Origin of the sequence: Desulfobacterium sp. N47 (genome assembly GCF_051233685.1) — a bacterium.
Classification (GTDB): domain Bacteria; phylum Desulfobacterota; class Desulfobacteria; order Desulfobacterales; family RPRI01; genus RPRI01.
This window is the reverse complement of the sequence record NZ_JBAMMY010000248.1, coordinates 1-13,548: the sequence shown is the minus strand read 5'-3', so window position 1 is coordinate 13,548 and position 13,548 is coordinate 1. Positions and strand designations below refer to the sequence as shown.

The following is a 13,548-nucleotide window of genomic DNA, read 5'->3' as shown; positions in this document are numbered from 1 at the left end:
TAAATGAATCCAGCGCTGCAACAGCAGCAGTTTTTGTGATTTTTGCATCGGCAGCTATTGCATCAACTAATTCTGCTTTCGTCATGTAAAATTCTCCTTTTTTTGTGGTGGGTATGGGGGATGGCTATGCCAAAAAAACCGCGTCAGGAAAATATTCTAATATAACGTCAGTGTCAAACTTTTAGTTCCAGCAACTGGTTTTGCCAGCACTTTCTGTATTCACCAGCGTGTTTTATCAAGAAATCCCATGACGGTTACATTGTTACAACCCAGCCCTTTACTTTCCGGCATAACAGAAAAAGCAGTGATAAAAATTCAAAGCAGCACAAACAAACCGTTAAAACCGTTAGAAGCACACTTGTATTCAGTTTATCCTGCATATAATCTGTTTAAGCCGTTTACTCTTTATTCCCGTTGTTGTTATGCATCAGGGACTTTATCAACAAAGTGATGATTTATAGCCCGCCGGTGGAAATTTCCGCTAAATACAGACTTATCAAAGGTTTTCAGGCCAGCGGATATTCTTTGGTTATGATAAGATATCGGAAACTATCAATCTGATTTTTAAAGCACAACAGTGATAAAGAAAAAGTTTATCGTTAACTCTCTGTTATTCTTTTTCAAATCCCTGTGCAGTAAATTTCAGTGTCCGGCAGTTCTCAGTCACGGTTCGTACAACGTGATTCGGAGTGCCTGAAGGGATATCTGCTTCCACTTCAAGAGTAACAGTCACCGCCGCACCTACCAGGCCTGAGAGGTGAGCGATTACCTCATCTGCTATGCGGCTGGCATCCCGACCGACGCGGGTTGCATCAAGGGTGACAGTTCCATGGAAACGTTTTGGCTGAATCGAAACCGGTTGGATGACCGGCGTTTCCGGCTTATCTTCAGCTTTACCGGATGTCTGCGGGCTACCACCAACGGATCTACTTCCGAGAGCTCCTGCTAATTGTGATTCATGCCGCTCGGCTTCCATTTGTCGACAAGCTACATCGGGCTTTACGATCAATCCTGTTGCGTCCGAACCGGATGATATGGAAAACTGACCTGTACGCAGGCCTCGATAGCGTCCTTCTTTTTCATCGAAGCTATCGGCATAGGCAAAGGCATCCTGCGTCCATGTGATCAGCGCCAGTCCCTCACCGATCGCACCCGTCAAAACCGATGAGTTTTTAAGACGTGGCAAGTAATTGTAGCGCGCAAAATCCTCCATTATCTGTTTGATAGCTACGTGATTACCCCGCCATAGAGGAACATTATCCAATTCCATCCTTAATCTTGTTGGGGCGAAATTAGTAATTAACAATTCGTCGTTCTTAAGTTTCTTACTTGCTCTCGCGGCCAGTGACTCCAATCCCGACAGCCTTATTGCCTGCAATTCGATAGCAGCCTGAGGGGTCGTTTGAACCGGCACCAGCAACCATTGGTAAGTCTCAGGTAATCTTGCCGTCACGGTGCCATCTGCGGTTTTCTTTTGCGTTTCTGCCTGTTTAACCTGTTGTGGGTCTAAATTTAGTTGTTCCTTATCAGCAAGGATAGATTCCCATGCAAGATATTTCCGGGTTGCTTCGTCAAGATCCTGTAGTCGTGTCTTATCAGCAGCAAGAAAGACGAGCGTGTTTCTATAGAGCCGTGGAGTATTGCCCCGCAATTCTAGGATAGCTTTTGCTGCTATACCGGCTGTACTTTCCGCCTCCTTGCTGTATGGGTAATCGATGCTGAGCACAACAAGCCTTGCATCAAGATCATCCGGAACATCCTGCCCGGACTGAGGCATGGGATGAATCCGACTAAAATCTCCTTTCTGCTCCAGGTTCTTTCGCAGGCGCTGATTCAGCTCGTTTACAACCTTATCCGGGTCGCGTTTTAATTGTTCTGCAATATCTTCAGCCAGCTTTGTAACAGTGGGTTGGGTAGAATACCAGTAACGCGGGCCGTCCTGGTAGAGATATGTTGCTGCACCGGCCAGCCGGCGCAGCGCATCTCCGAACACCGCGGGCGATTCTCCCGGAATCAGGCATCCAAGTTTAACCCAACGGTCTTCAAGCCCGCGGTGTGCTGCTTTAGATAGAGGCGCAGAACCCATATAAATTGTACGCGCCACACGGCGGCAAGCTGCGAACTTACCAAGGTTTGGCAATTCGCCATCCAGTCGTAGCGGAAGTGAGTTCGGCCCATCCACGTCTTTTTCTATAACCGGCACCCAGTTATCCGACAGGTATCGCGTAAGCTCGAATTGCACCCGTGTATCATCAATTGAAATATTTGCCGGAAGAATCAAAGGATTTTTGTCACCTTTTTCCCATAGGCTGTGTATTACAGCAGCCATAAGCCGCAATACACCACGAGTACGCTGGAATTTCACCAGTGTTGACCAGTCTGTATAGAGCCTGTCAAATATCTCAGGATGAATCGGATACGCTGCCTTGATACGTTTCTCGTAGTCTGCATCGTGGCATTCGGGTGGAAATTCTGCCCGTTGGGATCGGTAAAAATCAGCAAAAGCTCGTGCCACCAGATCACGATCCTTAAATCTTGCCGGATCAGTCATCGGCTCGAACAACCGCCTGCGAACGATCTCAAATCCTTCATCAGCACTGGCCGGCCGCCATGATGATTCCACACGTCCCACCACATTTCTGAGGCGATCAAGGGCTTCACGACCGCGAGCCCCGCCCACTTCAACATCATCTGCCTGTGCATGGGGCGATCCTGAGCTATCTGAAGCCGGAAGGCTGATCACAATTAAACAGTTATTGGCAATTTTTGCAGATTCTGTCAGTAATTGGGCAAAAGTAAACTGAGTCTCGAATCCACCTGCCGGAAGATCGCTCTGATCGTGAAGCTGCCTTGCATAGGCCACCCATTCATCGATAAGGATAAGACATGGGCCGTATTCAACAAGCAATTCACGCAGCACATCACCAGGACTGGTTGCTTTCTCATCATCAGCCTGAATACGTTTAAACGCCTTTTTCCCGCCAAGCTGCCATGCCAGTTCTCCCCAGAGTGTGCGCACTACTGTGCCATCCGGCTTCGTAACAGGATTACCGGGCGAAATTTTATTGCCCACCAGTACTATACGTTTTGCGGCTGAAAGCTTCGATGCTCCGGCTTCTTTCATGACCATATCGATGCCTGCAAGCTCTGTGGGTGAAATGCCTGAAAATAAATGATAAAGCGCCAGCATGGAGTGTGTTTTGCCACCACCGAAATTAGTCTGAAGCTGGATAACAGGATCACCGCCATTTCCGGCAAGACGACGAACTGCTCCCACCAGCATCCCTTTAAGACTGTCGGTAAGATAAGTGCGACGGAAAAACTCAACCGGGTCCCGGTATTCATCAGTTCCCTCACCCAGGTGCACTTGCCACAGATCGGCTGCAAATTCGGCTTGCTGATACCGGCCGCTGGCAACATCCTTATGCGGTGTTACAACCTCACGCCATGGTTTTAAGTTCCCTGTGGCCTGGCTTTCGATAGCTGTCCCCGCGCTTTTCCTTTTTTCATGACGCATTTGTTCATCAAATATAAGACGCCGCAGTTCCATTTTCATCTTGCCGATTTCATCGGCCTGGGGTGCGGAAACCGCAGAAAGAAGTCTCATAATGGAATCCAGCGCCCGATCCGCGTCGTCGCTTGAAAATGATTCCTGGTGCGCCCAACGGTTACGATGATCCCTTATTTCACTGACCAGGCTGCGTTCAGCAGGCCCAAGGACATTGCGAAAAACACTGTTCCAGGCATCCCACATAAGTTTGAGCAAAGCCGCTACATCCCACTCGGCAATGGGTTTATCGGCAAGCATTCTGTCTCCGCCCATAAATTTGCTCAGATAGTCTTTTTCCGGGTAGGCATTGTTCATTTCACGCTCAACAAATGGGCTGAGCCCGGTTTTGAGCAAATCCAGAGCCTTTCCGACGCGTTCATGGTTTGTCATAGCCATGGGTTATTCCTCATTTTCTTCAAACATTGTTGCTTGTTTGGGACGCAGACTTTTAACTTCCTGTGCAAGTCGCGTGATTTCCGGCCAGCTCTGAACCAAAGCATTGTAAGAAAGCGCTTCGGCTGCGCGCTTTTTGCGCTCACAAATTGTATAAAGCCGATAGCATAGTTCGCGGGCTGTTTCTGCCTTACTGCCGAGTTTTTGAACCAAAGCAGCAGCAACACTTTCACCACCCGATTCAAGAGAGCGGATCAGGTGATGAACCGTCTCCCATGCTGTCAGGCGCTTATCTTTCTCCGGGTCCCAGTCAACAGGCAATTCATCAGGCCGAATCAGCCTTACCTTTCCACCTTTGGAAACCAGAATGCCGGCATCCACCATGCCGGAAACGCTGGTGTTCTTGGCCTTGGAAAGAGTCTCGGCCACTCCAAATTCTCCCTCGGCAAATCCCGATTGCTCGAACCATGCCAACGCCCAGCGGCTGTCTGCGTCAAAGTCGCCTTCCTGCTCGGCCAGAGCATCGTCGAGGGTCTGGTTTATCAGGGCCAGTGCTTCGCGCACTGTCATAGGATTGCCGGAAGCGTCCAGAACTTTTGCATAGCGGGTAAAAACTGCCATGCCTGGCCCGATGGCTGCCTGGGCCAAATCCACCGGTGCTATGTTGCCGCGCTGGAGGTGGACGAGTGCATCAGGTAGCTCCATCTTGAGAGCAGTGATGAAATCCCGACGTGTGGTGATGAGCGCATCCTTTGAACGTTGACGGCAGACAAGGACGATGCTGCTGGCAAGGGCGCTGACATCAGCTTTGAGTTTATTAGCAGATTCCGTTTTTACCGGCCAAGTGCCAGTGATAGCGAATTCTGCTCGAATAACTGCATCAAGGAAGGTCTCCCAGCCTGTACTTGTGGTGCCTGCTTCACTTTTACTCTCCTTCTGCTTGAAAGCGTAATAGATAGTAACTGGAAATGCCGGGTGCACTTGTTCGGATAGGCGGTGCATCGCCTGTGTCATTCCTTCAAGAAAGAACGCCTCTGCCTTGTCTTTGCTGCCGTGACGGTATGACGTGGCCACTAACTCCTCAGCCTTAGGCACAGCGAGCGTTGCGAAAAGATCAGGAAAGACGGGTTTAAGAGAATGACGTAGCCAGACGTAGAAGAAGTCCGACAGATCGGCATAGCCGATATTGTCGTAATAAGGCGGGTCAGTAGCAACCACTTTCCCTGAAGACTCTATTTGAATTGTCGCGTCACACTGAAATGCCTTGCCAGTAGCGTATCCCAAACTCAAGGAAGCGATGCCCTTGACTTGTCTTTCCAAGAGATTCCAAAAACTACCAGTTGACGTTGACAAAACATTACACTCTGCGAAATCCCAGATCATTGGAATTGCTTGACGAGAGAAGGTTACAATCATCTGCTGATTGATATTGTTCCATCCGCAGATCGTACTGGATTGATTAGTCTGCTGATCCACTAAGAATCCCAGATATACCACCACTGCATCCGAGTAAGCTGTGGCACCAATGCCTCCGGCAGCAAGGGGCTTGTCGTCATCAGACAGACTCATAGCTATAGCATCGGCTTTTACTTTTTCTCGCGCTTCCTGCACCAAGTCAGAGAAAGTCGTAAGCGCCACGAGCTGTCTGGGAGTGAAAAGGTCACCCCAACATTGCAGCCCGTAAGGCACACAGGTTCCGCCGGTTAAACGAGCTGGCACATCTCCTTCGGGCTTCCACATAGGCAACGCTTGGCGCGCGATCGCTTCCATCTCTGGAGATGGCTCCAGGTAAACACGGCCCCGGTCTCCCTCTGCAACAATAGCCATCATACGCGCGCCCATACGTCCGGCCTTACCCTCGGACTTGATGTAATCACCCGAAATCGGTGCACCGGACATCAGGCACAAAAAGTTAGCTCGCACCAGCTTGGTGCCTCTCTTCGCTGCCTCAGCATCTTTTGGCTTTCCAACCTTCACCGTAAAACGATAACCACCATTCTCTATCACCGGCTCAACATAGGCTTCCTTACCCGGCTTGGTTGAGAGCATAAATGTAGAGGCAAGCGGAACGTCCACATTGGCAAAAGCAGGGTTCGGACTTTTCACCGTTCTCGCCCAAAGCCAGGCAATTACGGTAAGCTTTTTGCCCTCATAGGGTTTCAGGTCAGGCCGCTCTTTCACCATCTCCGCGGTAATTTCCACTTTTGGGTAAAGATACCCAATGCGCTTTTCAGCCTCGTCGCGCATCCATTTGCCGTAATAGCGCACATCTTCGGCCAGTCCGGCTGCGCCCTCCCATGTTTTCTTGAAAAGCCTCTTTTCTTTACTTGAGTCCGGGTTTACCGGCAGCTTGCCGGCGAACTTCGGCGGAATTTCAATCATTGCCTTATTGATAAGCACTGCTACCGGATTTAAGTCGCTGGCATAAGCTTCCAGCCCCAGACGCTGAGCTTCAAGCGGCAAAGATCCGCCTCCGGCAAAAGGATCATGAAAGGCAGGCAGTTTATGGCGATCAAAAAGCTCTTTGGCACGGGGATGGTCTGCGTTTTCCGCGCATGTATATCGCCAGCTCTGCCAGATTTCGTCTCTTGCCTGCTGCAAGACTTTTTCGTTGGTGGTGTTTTCCCACAGCACAAGGTCTTCAATGATTTTAAATAACCGCTGCCGCTCCTTTTCCTGAGCTTTTTCGGTCGGGAAAAGATCGGGATGCGCCGAAGGATCATCCACCATCTGTGCAAAAATCACCGCCCGCGCCGCCGCCAGAGGCCGCCTGGCCCACCATAAATGCAACGTACTCGGATGCCCGTGACGTATGGATTTTTCCCGTGCACTTGCCTTATTGATGGCATCCAAGGGCAGGGCGACTTCGATCAGTTTTTTCCTTCCGGACATTATTACGCCTTTGATTTTTTGCGTGGTTTTCTTGGTTTTACGGAGGATGCTGATTTCATCTTTTCTTCGTACAATGCAACAAAATTAAAAGGGTACAAGTTTAGAGGCGGCATGCCGGCACGTCGCGTAAGATCGGCCACTGACTCCCGAACATAGGCAAAAATAATGGAAGCACAATTGATATGGGCGATACGCTCCACTTCTTCTTTTGAAGGAATCTCTTCAAAAGCAAACGAGCCTTCCCATGCAACGGAAAAACGGAATGGCTGCTTATCGGAATCGGATGAGATCGATACAACTACATTAATATCTTTTTCTGTAGCTTGCTGACAATTGATTTCGATGCTATGTGAAAGCTCGATTTCTTTGCCGTCTTCCCATTTATATTGATGGTTTATGGAAAAATGTGCCTCGGTGAGCCGGATATAGGCGATCCGGAATTTATGAGCCATAAGCAGTCTCTTCTATTTTGTAGGAAAACTTTTTTATATCTAATTTATAAGCACTTTTCTTTTTTGCATCATCCAAATAAATGATTTGAGCGAAACCTTTAACAATATCCTTGTTTTTCTTAATAACATTTATTGTTTCAGGGTATGCGTCCAGAATGCGCAATAGATTATCCATTCCTTTGCTTTGACAAATCTGGCCGGTCTCATAACGCGTTACACTTTTCCGGCCACCTCCAATGATACCAGCAAATTCTTCCTGTGTAAGATCCAGTTTCAAACGAATCTTTTTAATTTGTTGGCCGGTTAAAAGGCCATCGACTTGCCGTTGAAAATCTTTTAATTTTTTGCCCGACTCTTTCAGGGATTTATTGTCAACGATTGACTCTCCGCATTCTTTACATTCATAGGTAACGTAATCGGGAATAGTTGTTGATTCGCCCTTATATTCAAATGTCTCCGTCCCGGTTCTCTTTTTAAGCGCATCAGCGCCGCAAACAGGACAATTAATCGGTTTCATACTATTTCATCACTCCCCTCGTCTCTTTTCATCTGGATCAGGACGGCTCTAGTTTTATCCGGGGATAACTGCAACTTATATAAAGATCGTTATCTTCGTCATCCTGATACCGGTAAACGTCCTGCCAGATTTTGTGATTTACATGTGTTGTCATGGATTTATAAAAGTGTTCCGAACAAAGACGGTTAATGACCGCAATGATGCCTTCTTCATCCATGTAACCCATAGTTACAGCCCCTTTTCGGGCCGCTGCTGTTATAAACCTCGTTTCCACAGAACAAAAAAGTTCTTTAAATTTATTCAGATCATAGTGGGGTTTTCGTTTTTCCATTCAACACTCGATAAGTATCATTATGATACAATATGTATCTTTGTCAATTTTTTTATGAAAAAAGTTTTCCATTTAAGATGGAATCTTTGCATTCGATATCAGTTCCGTAAAACTATAATTAACGCTTGTTACGCCAAAATCCGGCTCGCGCTTAAAAGGCTGGCGTACATAGTGTATCTGGTGGGAGCCACTATCTAAAAATTCCACGATTGCCAGAATGAAATCGTCGGGTTTGTTTAGCGAATAGAGAATTTCATTTCGGGTTACCGTAATTGTAGCTGCACCGGTTATACGTCCCTTCACCTCTATAAAACGTAGTTTGCCGGTGCCTGTAACCCGACTCTCGATATCATATCCAAGTTTCTCGAATTCACGGTCAATCGGTTCATATCCGAGGTTTCGTTCGATATCCATTATAATGGCTCTTGCTCTCGCAGCACTGGCTTGAGTATCAGCAGTTTGTACCGGCAACACAGTTTTCTTTCCCGTCATTTCTGCAATCATTCCTATGGGAACTACCAGAACACCGCCAAGCACTACAGGCGGCAAAGGCGATATCCGGCCTTCAAGTTTCAATTCTTCAAGCCTTTTTTGTAATCGTCCCTGCAAGATATCGGCACGCTTTCGGGCTTCACCCGAGTTCAAACGGGCATTTGAGTTGCCGGCCTGCTCCTGAAGCTTTAGTTGCTCGGCACGATGGTCCCAGTAGGTTATTTCTTTTGTGAGCCGTTCCTTAACAGCCGCTTCAGTCTTTGCTATAAGTGTGAGTTTGTTTGCCTTCACTTCTGCCAGGTGCTCCGGCACTATATGAGCTACCGCATGGCCTTGCGCCTTTTTTTCCAGATCTCGGGTGATCCAGACGCACTCGGTACGTGCTAATATTTCATCCACAGACGGTTCAGATTCTTCCAACGGTCTGTAATCTAAATAAGGCGCATAATGAACATGCCGGACAGAGCCATCTGCATCTATCTCGGCATATAGCATTCGCTTGGAAATGATACGTCGCTCACCATGCCGGGTGACTCCGGCATCCTGAATCGCATGCTCAATATAAAACAGCACCCGCGGCTGTTTGCTTGTTGTATCCCTCTCATCCACCAACACGGCGCCCCTTTTGAGCAAATCGCGGTGGCGTTCAAGAGTGAGATCAATAACCGCATCTAAAAGAGGATGACCGGGACATACAAAGGCCGCAAGCACCTGGCCTTGCGGTGCTATTAACGACTTTTCGAAAGCTATGCGTTCATAACGGGGCAGGACAGGTTCGCCGATACCTATAAACCGATCACGATTCCGGATAGAGGCCGGAACATGCTTGATTTCGTAACGACGTGGCTCACGTTGTCTGGATAATCCCCCTAATTGTCTGAATGCTTCAAGGAAAAAAGATTCTATATAATGGGGTTGCAAGCGACGAGCCTCTGCACGCTCCATATCTTCACGAACCCGTTGAACAAGGCTTGCATCCATTGCATCATGTGCGAGGGCGTGCTCATCAAGCAGGTCCTGAAGCATTTCGCGGTCGAGTGCGAAATCCATAACTTTTGAAAGACGGGCACGTACCTCTGGTTGATCACCGTATCGAATCGCTTCAATAAGAAGATCACGTAATGATTTTCCTTCAAACTGAAGCTTCCCAAGCACGTCAAACACCTGGCCACCGAGGGACTGACGGGCTTGTTCCAGTTTATCCAATAATCTACGATACACATCGCCTTCCCGGGTTTCTTCAGCCACCAGATTCCACAGATGGCACACCTCAGTCTGACCTATACGGTGGATTCGACCGAAACGTTGTTCAATTCGATTGGGGTTCCACGGGAGGTCATAGTTGACCATAAGGTGAGCGCGCTGAAGGTTGATACCTTCCCCTGCGGCATCGGTTGCAAGCAGTACTTTTACTTCCGGATCGTGCCTGAATGCTTCCTGGGCTTTCATTCGATCTTCGCGTCCCATTCCGCCGTGAATAATGACAACGGCTTCTTTACGACCGAGCAGAGTGGTGATGCGTGTTTCAAGATAACTCAGAGTATCCCGATGTTCGGTAAAAATAACAAGCTTCTGGTGTTGGGATGGAGTGGGTTTCGGTATCCTGACTTTACCGTATGGCATAGTCGGATCGGCCACACGGTTTGCTATTACTGCAGTGGTGAATATCTCACTCAACAGGTTTGCCAGCTCGCACCATTTCGTATCCTCACCACTTCTTCTGATCTGGTGCGCAAGCAGTTCTAATTTTTTCAGGGTTTCGATCTCAGCCTTTAATTCGGAAATTGTGCGTGCTGCTGTGGCCTGATCAAGGACTTCCTCCTCTTTTGCCTCGACCTCACTGTCCGGTGCGTCTTCAAGATCCTCGATATCCTCGGCATCAAGCATACCTGGGATAATGTCTGTTATTATCGGGGATGTATCAGCGCCCCGTTGAAGTAATTCCAATTCACGAAGCCGGCTTTCCAGTCGTTCACGACGTCGTCTGAGAGACTGACAAATTGCCTCTGGTGAGGATGCCAGTCGTCTTTGCAAAATAGTGAGTGCGAAACCGACGTTTCCAGCGCGCTTTTCATTTTCGAGCGCCTCAGCACGATTGAACTCTTCCCGAACATAATCTGTTACATCCTTGTAAAGCCTGGCTTCAATTTCCGATAGTTTGTATGGAACGGTATAAGCGATACGTTCAGGAAAAAGCGGCGTGCCATCGAATTTTAGCAGGCTTTCCTTAACCATCCGGCGCATCAAATCCGATACATCAGTCACATGAACCCCGTCACGGAATCTACCCTCGAAACGATCGCCGTCAAGCAACGCCATAAAAAGTTGAAAATCCGCTTCTTTCCCATTGTGTGGTGTTGCTGTCATTAAAAGAAAATGCCGTGTTAGAGTCGAAAGTAACTGGCCGAGTCTGTACCGTTTGGTATATTTAGTTTCATTCCCAAAGACCGTAGCAGACATTTTGTGAGCTTCGTCGCATACTACAAGATCCCATCGGCAATCCGGCGCCTGTAGCTTTTGCTGTACGTCCTCATTACGTGACAGTTTATCAAGGCGTGCAATAACAAGGTTTGTCTCAAGAAACCAGTTTCCGGTGCGCGCTGCTTCAAGCTTGTCATTAGTGAGTATCTCAAAGGGCAGATGGAACCGCCTGTAAAGTTCATCCTGCCATTGTTCGGCAAGACTGCCGGGGCAGACAATAAGGCAGCGATGCAAATCACCTCTAACAATCAATTCTTTAATAAGTAAACCGGCCATAATGGTTTTTCCGGCTCCCGGATCATCGGCGAGCAAATAACGAAGCGGCTGCCGTGGCAACATAGACTTATAAACCGCAGTAATCTGGTGCGGCAATGGATCAACGAGGGAGGTATGGACAGCGAGTAGCGGATCAAACAGGTGCGCAAGCCGTATGCGATGGGCTTCAAATACCAGACGTAGCATTGCGCCATCGCCGTCGAAACTCCATGGACGGCCAATTTCCACAATTTCAAGACGTGATTCGTCATCACGATAGACCAGTTCATTCGCCACCTTGCCGGAAGGTGTTTTATAGGTGAGTTCAAGGGCTTCTGAACCAAACCATTGTACACTGACAACCGTGACAAGGCAGTCCGGAAGGAGACCACGTACAGCAGCATTTGGCTGAAGATCTTCGAGTCGCATCACTTAGCACCTGGTTCAGATTTTTGAGAGTTTAATTTCTTGCGATCTCTTAATAAAAAGCAACATCTTGATTTCAAAAGATATAGATAAAGCATTATCTAATCAGATGACTTAAGTAACATGAAATAAAATATTCTACAATATATTATGGATTGAAATTACACTGAAATTGATAATTTTATTTTGGTATTGAAGACATATATTGCCGATATGTGACTATAATTGAGATATTTCTTAGAGATCACAACCTCCTATAAACCTGTGATAAGAAGAATATATCTTGGAGGTCCTTTCTTGCTTCCTGGAAGAAATAGAACGAATATTTTCATGAAACTATTAGATTTCAAATGTAAATCATGATAAAGAAACCACTGTTATTGAGAGGAAACTGTTTAATATATTGTTAGCCGATCAAAATTAATAACAAGGACAATACTGGCGGAATCGTGTGGCGGCTCTCACCAATCCAAACTATCCGTCGTATAATGGTTGAGGAATTTATGTTCACCAAAATTAAAAAAATAGACAATTACGCTGTTTTTAATAATTTTGATTGGAACGCGACCGTCCGCGACAAGGTGGATAATATAGCTGAATTCAAGGATATTAACATAATATACGGCCGCAATTATTCCGGCAAGACCACTTTATCCCGCATGTTTCGGTCCCTTGAAAAAGGTAAGCTGAACGAAAAATACCCAAAAGCTACTTTTGAGTTCGGGCACACCGGAACTGATCGAATGTGTCACTTGGATGTCGCGAATTGTTCATATGACATTCGAGTTTATAACAGGGATTACATCAGCGAGAATTTAAAATTACTGATAGATGAAGACGGGACAATACAGCCTTTCGCGATACTTGGTGAATCCAACGTTGAGATTGAAAAAGAAATTGCTGAAAAAGAAAAAAAATTAGGAAGCGAAACCGACAAAACCGGCCTAAAATTCGAGCTGAAAAACAAAGCAGATGATTATGTGAAAAAAAAGTCTGAAAAGGAATCTGCCGAATCGGCTCATGATGGCAAGCTCAGGACCAAAGCCAACCAAAGCATAAAGACGAACCCGATATACAATGACGTCAATTACACCATAAACAAGATCAAGGCAGACATTGAAAAGATAGTCAAAAGTAAAATTGAATTGTTAAATGAGGAGGATGTTGAATCTAAAAAAAAGCTCTTAAAAGAGGAAAGTAAAGATAATGTTTTACCAATCCCCAAATATAACGCCTCCTTCAGCTCATTATATCAAAAAGCCGAGCAGCTCCTTTCCGATGAAATCAAGCCGACCAAATCAATCCAAGAGCTTTTAAATGACCATTTATTACAGGAGTGGGTCCGGGATGGTATTGAGCACCACAAAAACAAAAAAACCAGATGTGCGTTTTGCGGGGCGGCTCTTTCGGAAGACCTATGGGACAAACTAGACGCCCACTTCAGTAAGGAATCGGAAATCCTTCGTGAAGATCTCATATCCATGGTCGCTGCTATAAATACAGAAAAAGAATCAGCCAAAAAAATCACTTCTATCAGTGAGGAGCAGCTCTATTCCAGCTATCAAGCAAAGTTAAATTCTCAAAACAAAACCCTCCGAAAAGAAATAAAAAAATATTGGTAACTGGTACCTTTCCAAATTATAGATGTTGGGGAGGTGAGCGAGCCCTTTAGGGTGAGCTCGCGGAGCCTCCCCAACTCTATAATTTGGGACATCATGAGATATTTTGGTTGTAGCTGCGCATATTTGATTGGTTTTTT

7 protein-coding genes are annotated in these 13,548 nt (G+C 46.8%); 1 reads left to right on the top strand and 6 read right to left on the bottom strand.

Annotated features, from left to right (window positions below):
• Positions 1 to 610: 610 nt before the first annotated feature.
• The 6 genes from VXK47_RS16060 to VXK47_RS16035 form a co-directional block, all read right to left on the bottom strand.
• Positions 611 to 3,946, bottom strand: a complete 3,336-nt coding sequence (locus VXK47_RS16060; RefSeq protein ID WP_435549796.1) for a Swt1 family HEPN domain-containing protein — start codon at positions 3,944 to 3,946, stop codon at positions 611 to 613.
• Between the two features lie 3 nt (positions 3,947 to 3,949).
• The gene (locus tag VXK47_RS16055; RefSeq protein WP_435549795.1) at positions 3,950 to 6,835 is read right to left on the bottom strand and encodes a DUF1156 domain-containing protein; all 2,886 of its coding nucleotides are present in this window, start codon (positions 6,833 to 6,835) and stop codon (positions 3,950 to 3,952) included.
• Positions 6,836 to 6,837: 2 nt separating this feature from the next.
• Positions 6,838 to 7,287 carry a protein-export chaperone SecB gene (locus tag VXK47_RS16050; RefSeq protein WP_435549794.1) on the bottom strand — a complete coding sequence of 150 codons (450 nt, stop codon included), beginning with the start codon at positions 7,285 to 7,287 and terminating at the stop codon, positions 6,838 to 6,840.
• Positions 7,277 to 7,804, bottom strand: a complete 528-nt coding sequence (locus VXK47_RS16045; RefSeq protein WP_435549793.1) for a type II toxin-antitoxin system MqsA family antitoxin — start codon at positions 7,802 to 7,804, stop codon at positions 7,277 to 7,279. Before VXK47_RS16045 ends, VXK47_RS16050 begins: the two co-directional genes overlap by 11 nt.
• 37 nt (positions 7,805 to 7,841) lie before the next feature.
• Positions 7,842 to 8,135 carry a type II toxin-antitoxin system MqsR family toxin gene (locus VXK47_RS16040; RefSeq protein ID WP_435549792.1) on the bottom strand — a complete coding sequence of 98 codons (294 nt, stop codon included), beginning with the start codon at positions 8,133 to 8,135 and terminating at the stop codon, positions 7,842 to 7,844.
• Positions 8,136 to 8,207: 72 nt separating this feature from the next.
• A complete protein-coding gene (locus VXK47_RS16035; protein WP_435549791.1) occupies positions 8,208 to 11,792 on the bottom strand; it encodes a helicase-related protein in 3,585 nt (1,194 codons plus the stop codon).
• A gap of 500 nt (positions 11,793 to 12,292) precedes the next feature.
• On the opposite strand from VXK47_RS16035, the gene VXK47_RS16030 reads away from it, so the two are divergent.
• Positions 12,293 to 13,411: an AAA family ATPase gene (locus tag VXK47_RS16030; protein WP_435549790.1), complete on the top strand. Its 1,119-nt coding sequence runs from the start codon at positions 12,293 to 12,295 to the stop codon at positions 13,409 to 13,411.
• Positions 13,412 to 13,548: the final 137 nt, after the last annotated feature.

Coding starts and splice junctions, on each gene's coding strand:
- VXK47_RS16045 (WP_435549793.1), bottom strand. CDS start 7,804: ATGAAACCGATTAATTGTCCTGTTTGCGGCGCTGATGCGCTTAAAAAG.
- VXK47_RS16035 (WP_435549791.1), bottom strand. CDS start 11,792: ATGCGACTCGAAGATCTTCAGCCAAATGCTGCTGTACGTGGTCTCCTT.
- VXK47_RS16060 (WP_435549796.1), bottom strand. CDS start 3,946: ATGGCTATGACAAACCATGAACGCGTCGGAAAGGCTCTGGATTTGCTC.
- VXK47_RS16050 (WP_435549794.1), bottom strand. CDS start 7,287: ATGGCTCATAAATTCCGGATCGCCTATATCCGGCTCACCGAGGCACAT.
- VXK47_RS16030 (WP_435549790.1), top strand. CDS start 12,293: ATGTTCACCAAAATTAAAAAAATAGACAATTACGCTGTTTTTAATAAT.
- VXK47_RS16055 (WP_435549795.1), bottom strand. CDS start 6,835: ATGTCCGGAAGGAAAAAACTGATCGAAGTCGCCCTGCCCTTGGATGCC.
- VXK47_RS16040 (WP_435549792.1), bottom strand. CDS start 8,135: ATGGAAAAACGAAAACCCCACTATGATCTGAATAAATTTAAAGAACTT.